The organism is Micromonospora sp. CNZ297, assembly GCF_007827625.1.
In genome coordinates this window covers 26,750-41,763 of sequence record NZ_VISU01000027.1, presented here as the reverse complement: position 1 = coordinate 41,763, position 15,014 = coordinate 26,750, and the positions used below count along the sequence as shown (strand labels likewise).

Here is a 15,014-nt window from a genome sequence, read left to right as displayed (position 1 = left end):
ATTCGGCCCGCCTGCTGATTGGCGAATGGGCTTTTCCGTGCTAATCCGGCGTCCGGGCGTTGCCGGTCGCTCTCGCCGAGGTGTTCGAAGCCGCCCGCGGTTGCGGCGTGCGGAGACGTCGAGCTGAGCGTCATCGTCGTTGAACTCGGCGTTCGTGACCCCGCCCGTGCCGATCCCGGCGCGGGCGGGCCTGGTGCCGGCAGCTGGTGTGGAGGTGTCGTCCGCCCCCGGGGTGGGGCTGCGGGGTCTGGTCGGGCCTCCGGCAATTGCCGGAGGCGCTCGATTGTTGCGATGTAAGGCATCGATGCCGGAACTGCGATCGATGCCTGTCCGATCCTGCCGGCGGTCGAGGCTTGGTGTGCGTCGGTGGGCCACGATTCGGACGTTTGGGAGATTCTGCGATTATGTATGAAAAGGAATTATGCGTCCGAGTGTCCTGTTGGTTGCGGAGGTCTGCGGTCCCATTCGGCCTGAAGGCTGATCTCATGCGGGACGCGTCAATGCGATAAAGTCGTGACGGCGAGTTGCCGGGCATTGAGAAAGACGTTTTCCGATCGGTTTTCGCTCGCTGAAGACAAATGCGGTCTCTGTATTGTTCGCCGAGCCGGAGTGAGCGCTCGGGCCGGCCGTTGTGTCCGGACGGCCGGGATCCGGTCCTAGCTGGCCAGTAGGCCCGGACAGGGGGATTCGGACTCGGCGGCTAGGGGTTGTGCCCGACGATAGCCCGGCCCTAATTTCGGGGCACCCGGTCTCCACCGTCTGGATAGCCGGACATGGGGCCGTGCAGGCCCGAGACCTGAAGGGTTCTGTGGCCGTCGTGATGTCCCAGCTGCCGCCGCGACTCGTTGCCGCCCCGCGCAGGGGATAGCGGAGATGACACTGCTGCCGGTGCTGCGTGGATTCGGTGCGGATCGGGCCGACGCGGTCACGGTGGCCGGAAAAGCCCTCTCCAGCGAGGCCCTGCTGGGCTGCGTCACCGCCGTCGCTGATCGGATCAGGGGCGCGACCGCGGTCGCGGTCGACGGCACACCGACGCTGGAAGCGGTGGTCGGAATGCTCGGCGCCCTCCTCGCCGGGGCGCCGCTCGTACCGCTGCCTCCCGGCGCCGACGAACGCGAACGCCGCCGCATCCTGCGGCAGTCCGGAGCGACGGTGATCCTCGGCCGTGCCCCGTCCGGGGCCGACGGCCTGTCCACGATCCCGGTCGACCTGCGAGAACACGCCTCGACGCGGCACCCCGAGCCCGCCCCGGGCAGCGACGCCGTCATCCTCTACACCGGTGGCGCATCAGGGCCGCCACGAGGGGTGCGCATCTCGCGCCGCGCCATCGCCGCCGACCTCGACCTTCTGGCCCGTGCGTGGCACTGGAGCGAGGAGGACGTGGTCGTCCAGGGCACCCCGCTGTTCCGGGCGTACGGTCTGGTCGTCGGCCTGCTCGGCGCACTGCGGGCCGGAAGCCGTTTCGTCCACCTCGATGACGCCGGCACCGCCGGGCCGGTCGGCTCCATGCACCTGGCGTCGCCCGACCAGTGGGCGAGGATAGCGCTGGACGGCCACCGGGCCCGGCCGCTGTCCGCGGCGCGGATCCTCGTTTCCGCGGACGGTCCGCTGGCCCGCGCCGTGGCCGAGCGGCTCCGACTGCTCACCTCGCACCGGCCGGTGCAGGCCTACGGCACCACCGAGACGCTCGTCGCGCTGACCGGGCGGGCCGGCGACCGTTCGGTTCCGGGCGCTGTCGGCACCCCCCTGCCCGGCGTCGAGACGCGCGTGCTGGACCGCGAGGACCGGCCGGTGCCGGCCGACGGCCAGTCGGCGGGCGAGCTGAGCGTCTGCGGGCCGACGCTGTTCAGCGGGTACGTCGGCGGGCGGAGCCTCGCCGCCGGTCGCTGGCACGCCACCGGGGACCTGGCCAGCGTGGCCCCCGACGGCACGTACCGGATCATCGGGCGGTGCGGGCTCGACGTGGTGCACAGCCGGGGCCGGCGAATGCCCACCGGGCAGATCGAGGAGGCGTTGCTGAGTCACCCCGGCGTGCGCGACGCCGCCGTCGTCGGCACGCCGCACCACGCGCTCGGCGAGCAGGTCACCGCCTACGTCGTCGCCGAGGGGGTGACCGCGCAGGTGCTCATCGACCACGTCGGCCGGTACCTCTCGGCGGGCCAGCGCCCCCGGCGGGTGCACTTCGTCGACGAGCTGCCGCGCAGCGCCTTCGGGCGGATCAGGAAGTCCCTGCTGATCGCCCGCGGCTGAGCCGGCCGGACAGCGGGCGGCGGTGACCCGCCCCCGCCACGGTCAGCCCTCCACCCAGCCGTGCCGCCGGGCCAGCTCCAGCATCCTCGCACGTACCGCCACGATCTGCGCTCCGGTCAGGTCCGACACGGAGGTCACCAGCGCCTCGGTGGTCTCCGCGGAGAAGGCCCGCTCGGAGAGGACGTCGCACAGGCCCTCGTCGTCCTCCGCGCCGCCCGTGGCCTGCCCGCTGTCCCTGCTGCGCCCGCCGCCGACCGTGACGCCGGCCCGGGCGGACAGCCCGGCACCGGCCGCCGGGACGCGATCCGCACCCGGGGCGACGCCGGACACCCGCACCAGCACGGCCTTGGGCCCGCGCTCGGTCTCCACCGCGTCGTACTCGACCGGGACGCCGGGCGTCAGTGCCCACTTGTCGCCGTCGAGCATGTTCGCGTGCACGAACACGTCGTCGCTGCCGTCGTCCGGGGCGATGAACCCGTAGCCCCGCACCTCGTCGAACCGCACCACTTTGCCAGTAAGCATCGCCATTCCCGCGTCCATCCGCCCCAAATCCAGGTGCCCCGCCCGCAGGACCGGGACGGCGCCCAGAGTGGCACCTGTCCCGTGCAGGCCGGCACCCGTACCCGACCCCTATGGTGCACCTATCGCCGAGGCCCGCCGCGGCGAGGGGTGCCGCAGCGCCTACCATCGGCCAACGTGATCGAGCAGATCCTGCCCCCCACCGTGGCGGTGTCCGAGTCCTTCACCGATCCCGCCGGCGTGACCCTGTTCCCCGAGGAGGAGGCGCTGGTGGCACGGTCGGTGGAGAAACGCCGCCGGGAGTTCACCACAGTGCGGCACTGCGCCCGGTTGGCCCTCGGCGAGCTGGGCCTCGCCCCGGCGCCGATCGTCTCCGGCGCACGCGGTGCCCCGCTCTGGCCGGACGGCGTGGTCGGCAGTATGACGCACTGCGATGGCTACCGGGCGGCGGTCGTCGGCCGTACGGCGGCGTTCGCCAGCCTCGGGGTGGACGCCGAGCCGCACGCCCCGCTGCCCGACGGGGTGCTTGGAGCGATCGCCCTGCCGGCCGAACGGTCGCGCACCGTCACGCTGGGCGCGGTCCGCCCCGCCGTCTGCTGGGACCGCCTGTTGTTCAGCGCCAAGGAGGCGGTGTACAAGGCGTGGTTCCCGCTCACCGGCCAGTGGCTGGACTTCTCCGAGGCGGACATCGTGTTCGACCCGGCCGGCACGTTCGAGGCCCGGCTGCTGGTGCCCGGTCCGGTGTTCGGCGGGGCCGAGGTGCGGGCGTTCGCGGGCAGGTTCCTGGTCGAGCAAGGGCTGGTGGTCACCGCGATCAGCATCCCGGCGGTCGCGTCCTAACCGTCTGCGCTGAGCCGCGTCTTCTGCACCTTGCCCAGGGCGTTGCGGGGCAGGGCGTCGACAAGGCGCACCTCGCGTGGTCGCTTGTGCGCCGAAAGGTGCCGGGCCACGAAGTCGATCAGCTCGGCCTCGCCCACCCCGTCGCCCACCACGTACGCGGTGACCTGCTGACCGAGGTCGGGGTGCGGGGTGCCCACCACGGCTGCCTCACGGACCCCCGGGTGCGTCAGCAGGGCGTCCTCCACCTCGCCGGCGCCGATCCGGTAGCCACCGCTCTTGATCAGGTCGGTCGACGCCCGGCCGACGATCCGGTGCCAGCCGTCCGGGTCGACGGTGGCGACGTCCCCGGTGCGGAACCAACCGTCCGGGGTACGGCTCGCCGCGTCGGCGTCCGGACGGTTGAGGTAGCCGTCGAACAGCGTGGGGCCGGTGACCTGAAGCTCGCCCATCGTCGCCCCGTCGGCCGGGAGCGGGGTGCCGTCGTCGCCGACCAGCCGCGTACGGACCCCGGGCAGCGCCAGCCCGACGGTGCCGGGCCGGCGTGGGCCGTCCGTCCGGGCGCTCACAGTGATCAGGGTCTCGGTCATCCCGTACCGCTCGACGACCCGGTGACCGGTGAGGGTGGCGAGGTCGGCGAAGACCGCCGCCGGCAGCGCCGCGCTGCCCGAGACCAGCAGCCGCGCCGGACGCAGCGCCCGGGCCGCGTCCGGGTCGGCGGCGATTCGGGACCACACCGTCGGCACCCCGAAGTACATGGTGCCGTTGGCGGCGGCGTACCGGTCGGGGCGGGGGCGGCCCACGTGGTGCAGCCGGCCGCCCAGCCGCAGTGGTCCGAGCACGCCGAGCACCAGCCCGTGCACGTGGAACAGCGGCAGGCCGTGCACCAGCAGGTCGTCCGGCGTCCATGCCCAGGCGTCGGCCAGCCCGTCGAGGCAGGCGGCGATCGCGCGGCGGGAGATCACGGCGCCCTTCGGGGCGCCGGTGGTGCCGCTGGTGTAGAGGATCACCGCGGTGCAGGCCGGATCCGGCTCGGGGTGGACGGTGTCCGACCGGCGGGTCAGGTCGACGGGTACGACGGGCCGGCCGGCGTCACCGACGGTGCGTTCCGCGCCGGCCGGGGCCAGCAGCGCCGTCGCGCCCGAGTCGCGCAGGATGTGATCGCGCTCCATCGGCCCGGCGTCCGGCGGGATCGGCACGACCGCCGCCCCGGCCGTCAGCGCGCCCACCACGCCGACCACGGTCTCCAGGGTGGCGGTGGCCTCGATCGCCACCCGGTCGACGCCGCGCAGCTCGTCGGCCACCGCCGTGGCAAGGCGGCGAAGCTCCACCCAGGACACCGCCCGGCCGTCGACCCGGATCGCGTCCGGGTGCTCGTCGGTGCCCTTCGTCAGCCAGCCCAGCAGCGGCATGGTGCGATCCTCTCAGCGGCCCGGTCCGAGCCCTGCCGGGGGCCGCGACGCCGGTAGGGTCGTGGGGTACCGCCGGATCCGGGTGGGCGAGTGCGCCGCGCCGGTGGGCCGGGAGAACGGTCCTGACCGTAGTCGGGGGCCTCCGCGGCCTGCCACCCCTACCGGCCGTGGCGGTCGTGCGGGCGGGGAGGTGACATCGGTGGTCGCGAGGGCGACGGCGGCACCCGACGGTGTCCGGGCGGTGGTGTTCGACCTCGACGGGGTGCTGGTCGACAGCCTCGCCGTGGCCAGAGAGGCGTTCGCCCTCGCCTACGCCGAGGTGGTCGGCGACGGCATGGCCCCGGTCGAGGAGTACTGCCGTCACCCGGGCCGGTACCTGCCGGAGGTGCTGGAGCTGATGGGTCTGCCAGCGGCGCTCGCCGAGCCGTTCGTGCGGGAGAGCAACCGCCTTGCACACCGGGTCAGCCCGGTCGTCGGCGCGGCGGAGCTGCTGCGCACCCTGCGTCGGCGGGGGATCGGGCTCGCCGTGGCCACCGGCCGCAGTGGCGTACGCGCCCGGGACCTGCTCGGCCGGCTCGACCTGTTGCCGCTCGTCGACCACGTGGTGGGCTCGGACGAGGTGCCCCGCCCGAAGCCCGCGCCCGACATCGTACGGCGGGCGCTGCACCTGCTCGGGGCCCGGCCCGCGGAGGCGCTGATGGTCGGCGACGCGCCCAGCGACCTGGCCAGCGCGCGGGCGGCCGGGGTGACGGCGGTGGCCGCGCTGTGGGGCGAGTCCGACGAGGAGACGCTGCGCACGGCCGGCCCGGACGTCGTTCTGACCCGGCTCGACGAGTTGCTGCCGCTGTGCCCGGCACGGCGGTGACGAGCCACACCGGATCCGTGGGCGAGAAGCCGCCCGGAGCCGCCGCCCGCCCGGACGGACGCACGGACACCTGGCGTGACCGGGCGACACCCCTGTCGCCGGGCGGCACCCCTGTGGAGGATCGTTCCCCGACATCGACACCCCCGATTCGTCACCCGATCAGTTGATCGGCGCATCGGTTGCGCGGATGATGTCGGGCGTCGGTCGGCCCGGGTCCGGCCCGTTCCCGCGAACCGACGCCGCGATCAGCCGAGGGGTCCGCCCTTTCCGACGGCAAACCGCACATGAAGGAGGACCACCCCAGATGCCGGTCATCGAGGTCGATCATCTGCAGAAGCGGTACGGCGAGAAGGTCGCGGTCGACGACGTTTCCTTCACCGTCGAGCAGGGCGAGATCTTCGGCGTCCTCGGCCCGAACGGCGCCGGCAAGACGACCACGGTGGAGTGCGTGCAGGGGTTGCGCCGTCCCGACGGCGGGACCGTCCGGGTGTTCGGGCTGGACCCGGTGCGCGACCGCACCGAGGTGCGCCAGCGCGTCGGCGCCCAGCTCCAGGAGAGCCAGCTGCCGGACAAGGTGCGGGTGCGGGAGGCGCTGGACCTGTACCGGTCCTTCTACCGCAACCGGGCCGACATCGACGAGCTGCTGACCGACCTAGGCCTGGCCGAGCAGCGCAACACCTACTTCCAGAAGCTCTCCGGCGGGCAGAAGCAGCGACTGTCGGTGGCCCTGGCGCTGGTGGGCAGGCCGGAGATCGCCATCCTCGACGAGCTGACCACGGGCCTCGACCCGCAGGGCCGCCGGGACACCTGGGATCTCGTCGAGCGGATTCGCGACCGCGGCGTCACCGTCGTGCTGGTCACTCACTTCATGGAGGAGGCGCAACGACTCTGTGACCGGATCGCGATCATCGACAAGGGGCGGGTGGTGGCCATCGACAGCCCCGCTGGCCTGCTCGCCCGCGTCGGCAGCGAGCACCGGGTGCACTTCCGCCCGGCGGAGCCGGTCGAGGACGCCCTGCTGCTCGCCTCGCCCGACGTGACCGGGGTCAGCCGCTACGGCGCGGAGGTGACGGTGACCGGCACGAAGGACGTGCTCCAGTCGGTCCTGTCAGTGCTCAACGGGCGCGGAACAACCTACACGGACCTGCGGGTCGAGCAGCCCAGCCTCGACGACGCCTTCGTCGCCCTGACCGGCCGTGGCGGCCGGACCGCCGCGCAGTCCCCGACCGACGGGAGGTCGTCGTGAGCGCCCTGTCCAAGCTGATCGCCGTCGAGACGAAGCTGTTCCTCCGGGAGCCCGTGTCGTTGTTCTTCGTCTTCGCCCTGCCGATCGGCCTGATGCTCGTCTTCGGCCTGCCGCAGCGTGCCGGTACGGCCGCCGACACCGGGCAGCACGCCGAGCAGACGTTCCTGCCGTCGCTCGCGCTGGCTCTCACCATCGGCATGCTCGCGCTCTTCACCCTGCCGATGGCGCTGGGCATCTACCGGGAACGCCGGATCCTGCGCCGTCTGGCGACGACCCCGGTGCAGCCCGCGCTGCTGCTGGTCGCCCAGGTCGTGGTCAACCTCGTGATGGGCGTGCTCGGTGCGGTGGTCACCGCGATCGCCGTGCGGTTCCTGCTGGACCAGCGGGCGCCGGCCAACCTGCCCGGGTTCGTGCTGGCCTTCCTCCTCGGGGTCGCGTGCCTGTTCGCCGTCGGCCTGCTGATCGCGGCGCTGGCGCCGTCGGCCAGGGCGGCACAGTCGATCGGCCCCGCGCTGTTCTTCCCGCTGCTCTTCCTGGCCGGTGCCTGGTTGCCCCGCGACCGGATGCCGAGTGCCCTGGCCGTCGTCGCCGACTACTCGCCGCTCGGCGCGACGGTCGACACCATCGGCGCGGCGTGGGCGGGCGCCGACCCCGAACTGCCGCAGCTGATCGCCCTGGCCGTCACGGCCGCCGTCGCCTCCCTGGGGGCGACGCGCTTCTTCCGCTGGGAGTGAGCCCGCCGCCCGACAGGGCTGGTCTGGGCATCGTCGCTGCCCAGGGCGTATCTAGGGGTGCGCTAAGGGTGCCGGCGAAATGTGATCTGCACTACGTTCGGTTCACCCGGCATCGGGTGTCGTTGGACCTGTGTGGACCGAGCCGCCGTCGCCCCTGTAGCGGCTCGTAAGGTGTGCGGAATGCGACGGAGGTCGTGCCATGAAGGACGTTTCGCAAGCTGATCCGGTCGCCCGGGACGCCGCCGGCGTCATCGATGTCGTCCTGGAAGGCGGCCCGGCCGACCTGCCGGCCGACCTGCGCAGCCGTCGGGTGTCCACGGCCGAGAAGAAGATCAAGATCCTGTACTACGGCGGGTACGAGCACTTCGAGCGGGGCAACGCCGCCGCGGCGGTCGAGCCGGTGGTCTTCCGCTGGACCGGTCGGACCCGGATCGCCGAGTAGCGAAGGGACAGCAGTCTCATGCGGGCACAGGACCAGCGTACGGGACCGCACCTGACGGTCAGCGACACAAGCGAGGCGATCGCCTTCTACACGGACGTCTTCGACGCCGTGGCCATCCAACGGGAGTGCCTGCTCGACGGGCATGTCGTGCACGCGGAACTGGCCGTCGGCGGCCATCACCTGACCGTGAGCGAGTGGTGGGAGGCGGGCGACCCGTCGGTGGCCGCAGACCGTGACGAGGTGTTGACCATCGAGCGGACGGACCCCGAGTCGGTGCTGCGGCGGGCGGTGGCCGCGGGCGCCCACCTCGAGCCGCCGGCTGCCCCGTCGCACCAGGTCATGTTGCGCGACCCTGCCGGCCTCTGCTGGAGCGTCGTCGGCCCGCAGCGGACGGCGTAGGGCGAGCCTTCGCGCGCCCCGGCGGACCCGGGACAGCCGGGCTTCCGCCGGCCGGCCCGATGTGCAGGATCGCGGTCGGCGCGTCGGCCAGGTCTCCGCCGGCCGGCAGCCGGGCCGCCGGGAGAGCGGCCGCCTCCGCCGCCGCGCCCGGTGCGCTCCTGCGCCGCACCATCACCAGTGCGAGCGCGCCCAGGCCCGCGGCGACCAGCAGGCCGCCCAGCAGGAACATCGACGTACTGCCGCCCTCGTCGCCGGTGGCCGTGAGTGTGGGCGGCGCGGCCGCGGGGGTGTCGTCGTCAGCCGCCTCGGCGAGAGGGCTCGCCTCCGCGGTGGGCGACGGCGACGTCGTGGTCGGCGCCGGCACCGCGGAGAGGGTCAACCGTACGGTCGCGACGTCACCGGCCCGGCCCCGTACGGTCGCGCGGGCGGTGCGGTAGCCGTCCATGGTCGCGCGGACCGTGATGGATCCCTCGGCGATCGTCCTGCCGGCCCTGGACGTGATCGAGAACCGGCCGCTGCGGTCGCTGGTCGTCCGGTACTCGTGGCCGGCACTGTCCCGGATGGTCAGATCCGCCCCGCCGATGGCCTTTTCGTCGGCGTCGCCGACCCGGCCGGAGACCCCCCTCACCCCCGCCGCCGGCTCGGCCTCGCCGGAGGGCGAGGCGCCCGGCCCGTGGACGTAGACCATCTTGTACGCGTAGCTGTTCTGCCCGGCGAGCCGCACGCCGACCGAGATGTTGAGGCCGGTGGTCTCGCCCGGGCGAGCGTCAGGGGCCACGAGTGTCGCGTCGAAGGTCCGGCTCTGACCGGGCCGGAGATTCGGCTCCGCCCGGCAGCCGGTGGCGCACCGCAGGCCGCCGCCCACCACCACGATCGCCGTCTCGGCGCGGCGTCCGTCGTTGGTGACGCGGAACTGCACACGTACCGTCTCGCGGGGTTTCACGTTCTCCGCCGACACGCTCAGGATGCTCACCGTCTCCGGCGCGGCCGTCGCCGGTGCCGCCGCCACCGCCACCGCCACCACGAGCGTCCCTCCGGCCAGCGCCACCAGTGCGGCCGCCCGGGCCAGCCGGACACGTGAGCGCGTCGTCACACCCCACCACCTCTTCCCCCGAGCCGGCGACGCCGGTCGATGGCGCCGCGGCCCACTATGCCCGGTCCGGCGCCGGCCGCGCGACCCGCCTCCGGCGGCCGGCCGGCAGCCCGCACGGGCCGGGACCGTCCGGCCGGGACGGACCGCAAGCGGGAAGAGGTTCCGGACCCGGTCCGCTCCTACCGTCGAAGCCGTCCGACCGCTACGGCCACGCCGTCAGCGCCGATCCCCGGAGGCCCGATGTCCGACCGTCCTCGGCGGCTCCAGCCGGTGAACCCCACGTCGCTCGTCACGACGTGGAACACCAGTTGGCACCGCGCCGCGATCAACGTGTTCACGTTCGTCGTGCTGGCCCACTGGGCCGAGCACCTCGTGCAGGCCGCGCAGATCTGGATCCTGGGCTGGAGCCGGCCCGACGCCCGTGGTCTGCTGGGCATGCCCTTCCCGTGGCTGATCGAGTCGGAGTGGCTGCACTACGGATACGCCCTGGTGATGCTCGCCGGCTTCTGGTTGCTGCGGGACGGCTTCGTCGGCCGCGCCCGGCTGTGGTGGGGCATCGCCCTCGGCGTGCAGGTGTGGCACCACCTGGAGCACCTGCTGCTGCTCGTCCAGTCGCTCACCGGTCAGTACCTGCTGGGTCGCCCGGTGCCGACCAGCCTCGCCCAGGTCGTGTTCCCGCGCGTCGAGCTGCACCTGTTCTACAACGCCGTGGTCTTCGCGCCGATGGTGATCGCGATCGGCTTGCACCTGCGTCCGACGTGGCACGAGCGGGCACTGATGCGGTGCAGCTGTCGTCGTCCCGCTCCCGCGGGGGCCTGACGTGCCCGTCCCCGCCGCCCGGCCGGCCCGCACGGGCTGGGCGGCCGGTGCGGCGGTGGCGGCGCTCGCGCTCGGCGTACCGCTGTTGAGCATCCTGTCCGCCGCGGCACCGGTCCGGATGGTCTCCGCGGCGCCCGCGGACCGGGCGGTCGTCGGCCGGCCGCCGTCCTCGGTCACGCTCACCTTCGACCGTCCGCCGGCCGGCTCCGGGACGCACCTCTCGGTCGCCGCGCCCGGGATCGCGCCGCAGGTCGGCCGCCCGGTCGTTCGTGGACGCCAGGTCAGCATCGCCGTGCCGCCGGCCGGCGAGGGGACGTACCTGGTGGCCTATCACGCGGAGTTCGGCGCCGGCCGTGAGCTGGCCGGCACGATCCGGTTCGACGTACGTGGGGACGCGCCGCCGGCAGTCGTCGGCGACCGGCCCGATCCGCGTGTCCAGGTCGATCCGGCGGGGGGCGGGCACTCGCACGGCGCGTCGGCCGAGCCGTGGGTGCTCGTGCTGCTCGGGGCCGACCTGCTGGTGCTGCTGGTCGTCGGACTGCGGCTGCTCCACCGGCGCCGGCGGGACGACCCCTCGCCCGGCAGGTGAACGGCGCGCCGGGGTTGCACTGACTGATAGTCATACTCCACTATGACTGTTAGTCATAGAGGGCGTCGGGCGGCGACGGATTCCGTGCGCCGCCGTCCCGTCGGCTGATCGCCGCTCGCCCGCGGTGCATCCCGGCCGGCGCTGCCAGCCGGGTGGGGCGCGAACCGCCGGGGAGGATCCGATGGTCGCCGCAGACACGACGAAGCCAGAGGTGCCGGTGCTGCCCGGCCGGTTGCCCATAGCCGGGCACGCACCGCTGCTGATGAGCCAGGGACTCCGGCTGATGGAGCGCGCCCGGGACACCGCGCCGGTGGTCCGGATCTACCTCGGCCGCAAACCGGTCTACGTGGTCAACGACGCCGACCTGCTGCGCCGCGTGCTGGTCACCGACGCCCCGGCCTTCGCCGGCAAGGGCCCTCTGGTCGAGAAGGCGAAGCTCGTGCTCGGCAACGGCATCTCGTGCTCGACCGGCGACTTCAACCACCGCCAGCGCCGCCTCATGCAGCCCGCGTTCCACAAGGAACGCGTCGCGGGTTACGTCGACGTCATGCGCGCCATCGCCGGCGAGCGGATCGCCGGCTGGCGCGACGGCGACCGGATCGTGATGGAACAGGAGATGCGCGAGATCGCCCTCACCGTCGCGGCGAAGGCGCTGTTCGCCTCCGACATCGGGCGCGAGGCGGTCGAGGAGTTCCGCACGTCGATCCCGATCGCGGTGAGCGGCGTGGCCGTCCGCACCATGATGCCGGCCCTCGCGGCCCTTCCCACCCCGGGCAACCGCCGCTTCGACCGGGCGCTGCACCGGCTGCACCAGATCATCGACCGGATGATCCAGGCGTACCGGCGCGACGGTGTCGACCACGGGGACGTGCTGTCGATGCTGCTCGCGGCCCGTGACGAGGACACCGGCGAGCCGATGCCGGACCTGCAGGTCCACGCCGAGGTGATGACCATCGCCACCGCCGCGACCGAGACCACGAACGGTGCCCTGGTGTGGGCGGCGTACGAGCTGGGCCAGCGGGAGGACGTCGAGCGCCGGCTGCACGAGGAGCTGACCGACGTGCTCAGCGACCGGCCGGTCACCGCGGCCGACCTGCCGAAGCTCGAGTACACCCGGCGCTTCCTCAGCGAGGTGCTGCGGCTGTACGCGATGTGGGTGCTGACCCGCCAGACGACCCGGGCCGTCGAACTCGGCGGGTACGCCCTGCCGGCCGGCGCGACCATCATGTTCAGCCCGCAGGCGATCCACCGCGACCCCCGGATCTACCGCGATCCGCTCCGGTTCGACCCGGACCGGTGGCTGCCGGAACGTGCGGCAGAGGTGCCCCGCAACGCGTTCCTGCCGTTCGGTTCCGGCCGCTACATCTGCATCGGCGAGCAGTTCGCCATGACCGAGATGCTCGTCGTGTTCGCCACGCTCGTCCGCCGGCTGCGCCTGCGGCCGGTGCCCGGTCACGTCGTGAAGCCGTCGGTCGCCAAGGGCGGCCTGCCCAACAGCCTGCCCATGGTCGTCGAGTCACGCCGCGCGTGAGACGTCGTGCACTAACCCAGGAGGAGACATGGCCGTTGCGGCCGATGAGCCCCGTTCACCCGTACGCCGGCGCTGGTGGGCGCTGACACTGCTCTGCTTCGTGCAGTTCATGCTGGTCGTGGACGACACGGTGGTGAACGTCGCGCTGCCGTCCATCCGCGAGGACCTCGGTTACTCGGCCACCGGCCTGGCCTGGGTCGTCAACGGCTACCTGCTGGCCTTCGGCGGCCTGATCCTGCTCGGTGGACGTGCCGGGGACCTGGTCGGGCACCGTCGGGTGTTCCTCGCCGGTGTGGCCGTCTTCGCCGTGGCATCGCTCGCCTGCGGCGTCGCGCAGGAGCCCTGGCAGTTGGTGGCGGCACGGTTCCTCCAGGGCGTCGGCGGCGCGCTGGCCTCGCCGACCGCGCTCGCCCTGATCACCCTGATCTTCGCGGAGGGCGCGGAGCGGGCCAAGGCCATCGGCCTCTGGGGCGGCATCGCCGCCCTCGGCGGAATCGTCGGCTACGTGCTGTCCGGTCTGCTCACCGACCTGGTCTCCTGGCGGCTGGTCTTCCTGATCAACCTGCCGGTGGCGGTCGTCGTGCTCGCGCTGGTGCCGGCACTGGTTCCGCCCGCCGCGACGGCCGCTCGCCAACGGGTCGACATCCCGGGCGCGGTCACCGCCACGGTCGGCCTCGCCGCCCTGGTGTTCGCGCTGCTGGAGGCGCCCGGCGCCGGCTGGGGCAGCCCTCGCGCGCTCGTTCCGCTGGCGGTGGCCGTGGTGCTGCTCGCGGCGTTCGTGCTCCAGGAACGCAGGGTCGCGTACCCGCTCGTGCCGTTGCGGTTCTTCGCCAACCGCACGCGCAGCGCGGCGAACGGCACCATGATGCTCTTCACCACCGGCCTGTTCGCGATGTTCTTCCTGCTCACCCTGCACGTCCAGGAGCGCCTGGGCTGGTCGCCGCTGCAGACCGGCCTGGCGTACGTACCAATGGCCGTGTGCCTGCTGATCGGCATCTCGCTCTCGCAGCGCCTGGTCGGGCGCCTCGGCCCCCGGCCGGTGCTGCTCGTGGGACCGCTGCTCACCGCGGCCGGACTGCTCTACCTGTCCTGGATCGACGGGACCGAACGCTACCTGCCGGACATCCTGCCCGGCATGGTGCTCGTCGCGCTGGGCGCCGGGCTCGCCGTGCCGGTCCTCGCCACCGCCGCGATGTCCGCCACCACCGCCGAGGACGCCGGCCTCGGCTCGGGGATGCTGACCGTCGCCCAGCAGATCGGCGGTGCCGTCGGCCTGGCGCTGCTGGTCAGTCTCGCGGGGCTGAGGTCGCGGCAGATGGTCTCCGACGGCGCCGGCGAGGACGCCGCCGCCATCGGCGGCACGGTGCTCGCCTTCCAGGTCGCGGCCGTGATCCTCGTCGCCGCCGCGCTGCTCACCCTCGTCATCCGGCCGCCGCGACCCGCTGCGTCGCCGGACCGGACCGACAGCCCGGACCACACGTCGATCGGAGTGCCGTCATGAACCGTCTCGAGGGAAGAGTAGCGCTGGTCACCGGCTCCACCTCCGGCATCGGCCGGGCCATCGCCGCGGGATACGCGGCCGAGGGCGCCACTGTGGTCGTGCACGGCCGGGACAAGGAACGCGCCGACGCCGTGGTCGAGCGGATCTCGGCCGCCGGAGGGCGGGCCGAGGCGGTCCTCGCGGACCTGTCCCGGCCCGGTGAGGCCGGCCGGCTGGTGCGGGCGGTGCTGGACAGCCACGGCGGGGTCGACGTCGTCGTGAACAACGCCGGCGTGATGAGCATGGGCACCGCCGGCCAGGTGACCGAGGAGAACGTCGACGAGGTCCTGGCGATCAATTTCAAGGCGCCGCTGTTCGTCACCCGGGCCGCTCTGCCGTCCCTCGTGGAGCGCGGCGGGTCGGTCGTCAACGTGACCACCGCGGGCGCCCACCGGGGCTCTCCGGGCGGTGCGGTGTACGCCGCCGCGAAGGCGGCGCTGCACATGCTGACGGTGAGCTGGGCCGCCGAGTTCGCCCCGCAGGGCGTACGGGTCAACGAGCTGATCCCCGGAGCGACCCGGACGCCGATGATGGAGCCGCTCCTGCAGGCCCCCGAGGTCCAGGCCATGCTGGCCCAGCGGATCCCGATCGGCCGGGTGGCGGAGCCGGAGGACCTGGTCGGCGCGGCCGTCTTCCTCGCCTCGGCCGAGGCGAGCTACGTGACCGGCGCGGTGCTCGCCGTGGACGGCGGCTTCCTCGCCGGCTGAGCGGCCGGGCGCGTCCGCGGCTGCGTGGCGG

Annotated in this window: 15 protein-coding genes; 12 read left to right on the top strand and 3 right to left on the bottom strand. The window is 73.3% G+C overall.

Annotated features, from left to right (window positions below; translation table 11 throughout):
- Positions 1-873: 873 nt before the first annotated feature.
- A complete protein-coding gene (locus FB454_RS30535; protein ID WP_013285646.1) occupies positions 874-2,250 on the top strand; it encodes an AMP-binding protein in 1,377 nt (458 codons plus the stop codon).
- A gap of 42 nt (positions 2,251-2,292) precedes the next feature.
- Here the strand turns inward: FB454_RS30535 and FB454_RS30530 are convergent, their stop codons facing one another.
- On the bottom strand, positions 2,293-2,790 hold the full coding sequence (locus tag FB454_RS30530) for a cold-shock protein (RefSeq protein WP_030268717.1): 498 nt from the start codon (positions 2,788-2,790) through the stop codon (positions 2,293-2,295).
- Between the two features lie 156 nt (positions 2,791-2,946).
- Here FB454_RS30530 and FB454_RS30525 point away from each other — a divergent pair, with 156 nt between their 5' ends.
- Positions 2,947-3,609, top strand: a complete 663-nt coding sequence (locus FB454_RS30525) for a 4'-phosphopantetheinyl transferase superfamily protein (protein WP_145823999.1) — start codon at positions 2,947-2,949, stop codon at positions 3,607-3,609.
- Here the strand turns inward: FB454_RS30525 and FB454_RS30520 are convergent.
- Positions 3,606-5,018 (bottom strand): acyl-CoA synthetase, encoded by a 1,413-nt coding sequence (locus FB454_RS30520; protein ID WP_013285649.1) that lies wholly within the window; start codon positions 5,016-5,018, stop codon positions 3,606-3,608. The genes FB454_RS30525 and FB454_RS30520 overlap by 4 nt on opposite strands.
- 199 nt (positions 5,019-5,217) lie before the next feature.
- Here FB454_RS30520 and FB454_RS30515 point away from each other — a divergent pair, with 199 nt between their 5' ends.
- The 5 genes from FB454_RS30515 to FB454_RS30495 all read left to right on the top strand — a co-directional run bounded on the left by FB454_RS30515 (position 5,218) and on the right by FB454_RS30495 (position 8,704).
- On the top strand, positions 5,218-5,883 hold the full coding sequence (locus FB454_RS30515) for an HAD-IA family hydrolase (RefSeq protein WP_091328771.1): 666 nt from the start codon (positions 5,218-5,220) through the stop codon (positions 5,881-5,883).
- Between the two features lie 304 nt (positions 5,884-6,187).
- On the top strand, positions 6,188-7,129 hold the full coding sequence (locus FB454_RS30510; RefSeq protein WP_013285651.1) for an ABC transporter ATP-binding protein: 942 nt from the start codon (positions 6,188-6,190) through the stop codon (positions 7,127-7,129).
- Entirely contained in the window at positions 7,126-7,863 is a 738-nt protein-coding gene (locus FB454_RS30505; RefSeq protein WP_145752202.1) for an ABC transporter permease, read from the top strand. Before FB454_RS30510 ends, FB454_RS30505 begins: the two co-directional genes overlap by 4 nt.
- A 199-nt stretch (positions 7,864-8,062) precedes the next feature.
- Positions 8,063-8,305, top strand: coding sequence for a DUF5988 family protein (locus FB454_RS30500; protein WP_013477259.1), 243 nt, complete (start codon positions 8,063-8,065; stop codon positions 8,303-8,305).
- 18 nt (positions 8,306-8,323) lie between these two features.
- Positions 8,324-8,704 (top strand): VOC family protein, encoded by a 381-nt coding sequence (locus tag FB454_RS30495; protein WP_013285654.1) that lies wholly within the window; start codon positions 8,324-8,326, stop codon positions 8,702-8,704.
- Here FB454_RS30495 and FB454_RS30490 read toward each other — a convergent pair.
- Positions 8,643-9,797: a carboxypeptidase-like regulatory domain-containing protein gene (locus tag FB454_RS30490; protein WP_145752205.1), complete on the bottom strand. Its 1,155-nt coding sequence runs from the start codon at positions 9,795-9,797 to the stop codon at positions 8,643-8,645. The two genes, FB454_RS30495 and FB454_RS30490, sit on opposite strands and share 62 nt — an antisense overlap.
- Positions 9,798-10,037: 240 nt before the next feature.
- On the opposite strand from FB454_RS30490, the gene FB454_RS30485 reads away from it, so the two are divergent.
- The 5 genes from FB454_RS30485 to FB454_RS30465 all read left to right on the top strand — a co-directional run bounded on the left by FB454_RS30485 (position 10,038) and on the right by FB454_RS30465 (position 14,983).
- The gene (locus tag FB454_RS30485; RefSeq protein ID WP_071095617.1) at positions 10,038-10,616 is read left to right on the top strand and encodes a hypothetical protein; all 579 of its coding nucleotides are present in this window, start codon (positions 10,038-10,040) and stop codon (positions 10,614-10,616) included.
- Position 10,617: 1 nt separating this feature from the next.
- The gene (locus tag FB454_RS30480) at positions 10,618-11,205 is read left to right on the top strand and encodes a copper resistance CopC family protein (RefSeq protein ID WP_013477257.1); all 588 of its coding nucleotides are present in this window, start codon (positions 10,618-10,620) and stop codon (positions 11,203-11,205) included.
- 181 nt (positions 11,206-11,386) lie between these two features.
- Complete coding sequence (locus FB454_RS30475) at positions 11,387-12,736, top strand: cytochrome P450 (protein ID WP_013477256.1); 1,350 nt, start codon at positions 11,387-11,389, stop codon at positions 12,734-12,736.
- Between the two features lie 28 nt (positions 12,737-12,764).
- Entirely contained in the window at positions 12,765-14,237 is a 1,473-nt protein-coding gene (locus FB454_RS30470) for an MFS transporter (protein ID WP_013285659.1), read from the top strand.
- The gene (locus FB454_RS30465) at positions 14,234-14,983 is read left to right on the top strand and encodes an SDR family NAD(P)-dependent oxidoreductase (RefSeq protein WP_013285660.1); all 750 of its coding nucleotides are present in this window, start codon (positions 14,234-14,236) and stop codon (positions 14,981-14,983) included. The genes FB454_RS30470 and FB454_RS30465 overlap by 4 nt, the downstream gene beginning before the upstream one ends.
- Positions 14,984-15,014 lie beyond the last annotated feature (31 nt).

Excerpts from the sequence above, each read along its gene's own strand:
- FB454_RS30520 (WP_013285649.1), bottom strand. The coding sequence starts at position 5,018 with ATGCCGCTGCTGGGCTGGCTGACGAAGGGCACCGACGAGCACCCGGAC.
- FB454_RS30465 (WP_013285660.1), top strand. The coding sequence starts at position 14,234 with ATGAACCGTCTCGAGGGAAGAGTAGCGCTGGTCACCGGCTCCACCTCC.
- FB454_RS30500 (WP_013477259.1), top strand. The coding sequence starts at position 8,063 with ATGAAGGACGTTTCGCAAGCTGATCCGGTCGCCCGGGACGCCGCCGGC.
- FB454_RS30510 (WP_013285651.1), top strand. The coding sequence starts at position 6,188 with ATGCCGGTCATCGAGGTCGATCATCTGCAGAAGCGGTACGGCGAGAAG.
- FB454_RS30535 (WP_013285646.1), top strand. The coding sequence starts at position 874 with ATGACACTGCTGCCGGTGCTGCGTGGATTCGGTGCGGATCGGGCCGAC.
- FB454_RS30495 (WP_013285654.1), top strand. The coding sequence starts at position 8,324 with ATGCGGGCACAGGACCAGCGTACGGGACCGCACCTGACGGTCAGCGAC.
- FB454_RS30470 (WP_013285659.1), top strand. The coding sequence starts at position 12,765 with ATGGCCGTTGCGGCCGATGAGCCCCGTTCACCCGTACGCCGGCGCTGG.
- FB454_RS30530 (WP_030268717.1), bottom strand. The coding sequence starts at position 2,790 with ATGGACGCGGGAATGGCGATGCTTACTGGCAAAGTGGTGCGGTTCGAC.
- FB454_RS30475 (WP_013477256.1), top strand. The coding sequence starts at position 11,387 with ATGGTCGCCGCAGACACGACGAAGCCAGAGGTGCCGGTGCTGCCCGGC.
- FB454_RS30485 (WP_071095617.1), top strand. The coding sequence starts at position 10,038 with ATGTCCGACCGTCCTCGGCGGCTCCAGCCGGTGAACCCCACGTCGCTC.